Here is a 2,500-nt window from a genome sequence, read left to right on the forward strand (position 1 = left end):
TTATGAACGTTGCGTTTGGCAGACCTGGCAGCGACCTACTCTCCCGCGTCTTGAGACGAAGTACCATTGGCGCAGGGGCGTTTCACGGCCGAGTTCGGAATGGGATCGGGTGCAGCCACCCCGCTGTAACCACCAAGTCAGCAAAGCGCAACGTTCACGCATGCGGTTTTTCAGGCGCATGCGATACAAATGAGAAGCTGGAGTTTTTTGTTTGTTTTAGTTGGCGGCTGGCGACCTTCGGGCGAAGCCCGCAAGGCCGACCGGCCGTCGCGGCGTGTGCCGCGCGCTGTCGCAGCGCCCGCACCAAAGGTGCGATACGGCGCGTGAGACAAATCCAATTCATCTGACTGCGTCAGATGGATATTTGTAATGAGAATGATCAAGCCAATCGAGCTATTAGTACCGGTAAGCTTCATGCGTTGCCGCACTTCCACACCCGGCCTATCAACGTGGTGGTCTTCCACGGCTCTGATAGGGAATACTCGTTTTCAGGTGGGTTTCCCGCTTAGATGCCTTCAGCGGTTATCCCGTCCGTATATAGCTACCCTGCTATGCGGCTGGCGCCACAACAGGTCCACCAGAGATACGTCCATCCCGGTCCTCTCGTACTAGGGACAGATCCTGTCAATATTCCTACACCCACGGCAGATAGGGACCGAACTGTCTCACGACGTTCTGAACCCAACTCACGTACCGCTTTAAATGGCGAACAGCCATACCCTTGGGACCTGCTCCAGCCCCAGGATGCGATGAGTCGACATCGAGGTGCCAAACAACCCCGTCGATATGGACTCTTGGGGGTCATCAGCCTGTTATCCCCGGCGTACCTTTTATCCGTTGAGCGATGGCCCTTCCACGCGGGACCACCGGATCACTATGACCGACTTTCGTCTCTGCTCGACTTGTCAGTCTCGCAGTCAGGCGGGCTTATGCCATTGCACTCGACGACCGATTTCCGACCGGTCTGAGCCCACCATCGCGCGCCTCCGTTACTCTTTAGGAGGCGACCGCCCCAGTCAAACTACCCACCATACACTGTCCTGGATCCGGATAACGGACCGCAGTTAGACATCCATATAGGTAAGGGTGGTATTTCAAGGATGACTCCACGAAGGCTGGCGCCCCCGCTTCAAAGTCTACCACCTATCCTACACATGCCGACACGAATGCCAGTGTAAAGCTATAGTAAAGGTGCACGGGGTCTTTCCGTCTAACCGCAGGAACCCCGCATCTTCACGGGGAATTCAATTTCACTGAGTCTGCGTTGGAGACAGCGGGGAAGTCGTTACGCCATTCGTGCAGGTCGGAACTTACCCGACAAGGAATTTCGCTACCTTAGGACCGTTATAGTTACGGCCGCCGTTTACTGGGGCTTCGATTCAAAGCTTGCACCTCTCCTCTTAACCTTCCAGCACCGGGCAGGCGTCAGACCCTATACGTCGTCTTGCGACTTCGCAGAGCCCTGTGTTTTTGGTAAACAGTCGCTACCCCCTGGTCTGTGCCACCCTCCTCGACTTGCGTCAAAAAGGGTCACGCTTCTTCCGAAGTTACGCGTGCAATTTGCCGAGTTCCTTCAACGCAGTTCTCTCAAGCGCCTTGGTATGCTCTACCAGTCCACCAGTGTCGGTTTAGGGTACGGTCTATACGCGGGAGCTATTTCCTGGGACCGCTTCGAAGCCCCTCCAATCCAATAAGGAGGAACAACACACGCGATCCGTCACTACCCGCAGGCCCACGAATATTAACGTGGTTCCCATCGACTACGCCTTTCGGCCTCGCCTTAGGGGCCGGCTAACCCTGCTCAGATTAACTTTAAGCAGGAACCCTTGGACTTTCGGCGAGGGAGTCTCTCACTCCCTTTATCGTTACTCATGTCAGCATTCTCACTTCTGATACCTCCAAAGGCCCTCACGGGTCCCTCTTCAACGGCTTACAGAACGCTCCGCTACCACTTGCTTATTGCTAAGCAAATCCACAGCTTCGGTGTATGGCTTGAGCCCCGGTACATTTTCGGCGCAAAGACCCTTATTTAGACCAGTGAGCTGTTACGCTTTCTTTAAATGATGGCTGCTTCTAAGCCAACATCCTGGTTGTTTTGGGATCCTCACATCCTTTCCCACTTAGCCATAACTTAGGGACCTTAGATGGTGGTCAGGGTTGTTGCCCTCTTCACGACGGACGTTAGCACCCGCCGTGTGTCTGCCGATCAGTACTCTTCGGTATTCGGAGTTTGGTTAGGTTTGGTAAATCGGTGAGATCCCCTAGCCCATCCAGTGCTCTACCCCCGAAGGTATAAAATCGACGCTCTACCTAAATAGATTTCGCGGAGAACCAGCTATCTCCAAGTTTGATTGGCCTTTCACCCCTAGCCACAAGTCATCCCAATCTATTGCAACAGATGCGGGTTCGGTCCTCCAGTAAGTGTTACCTTACCTTCAACCTGCTCATGGCTAGATCACTTGGTTTCGGGTCTAATGCAACGAACTGAACGCCCTGTTCA

2 rRNA genes (1 of these 2 cut by a window edge) are annotated in these 2,500 nt (G+C 54.1%); both read right to left on the bottom strand.

The annotated features are described in order from the left end of the window. Window positions 1–22 precede the first annotated feature (22 nt). Window positions 23–137: ribosomal RNA gene (gene rrf / locus LB462_RS30650) — 5S ribosomal RNA — on the bottom strand. Between the two features lie 238 nt (window positions 138–375). Next, window positions 376–2,500: ribosomal RNA gene (locus LB462_RS30655) — 23S ribosomal RNA — on the bottom strand; it runs 867 nt beyond the window's last position.

Source organism: Phyllobacterium chamaecytisi, assembly GCF_020164455.1.
GTDB classification, from domain to species: domain Bacteria; phylum Pseudomonadota; class Alphaproteobacteria; order Rhizobiales; family Rhizobiaceae; genus Phyllobacterium; species Phyllobacterium chamaecytisi.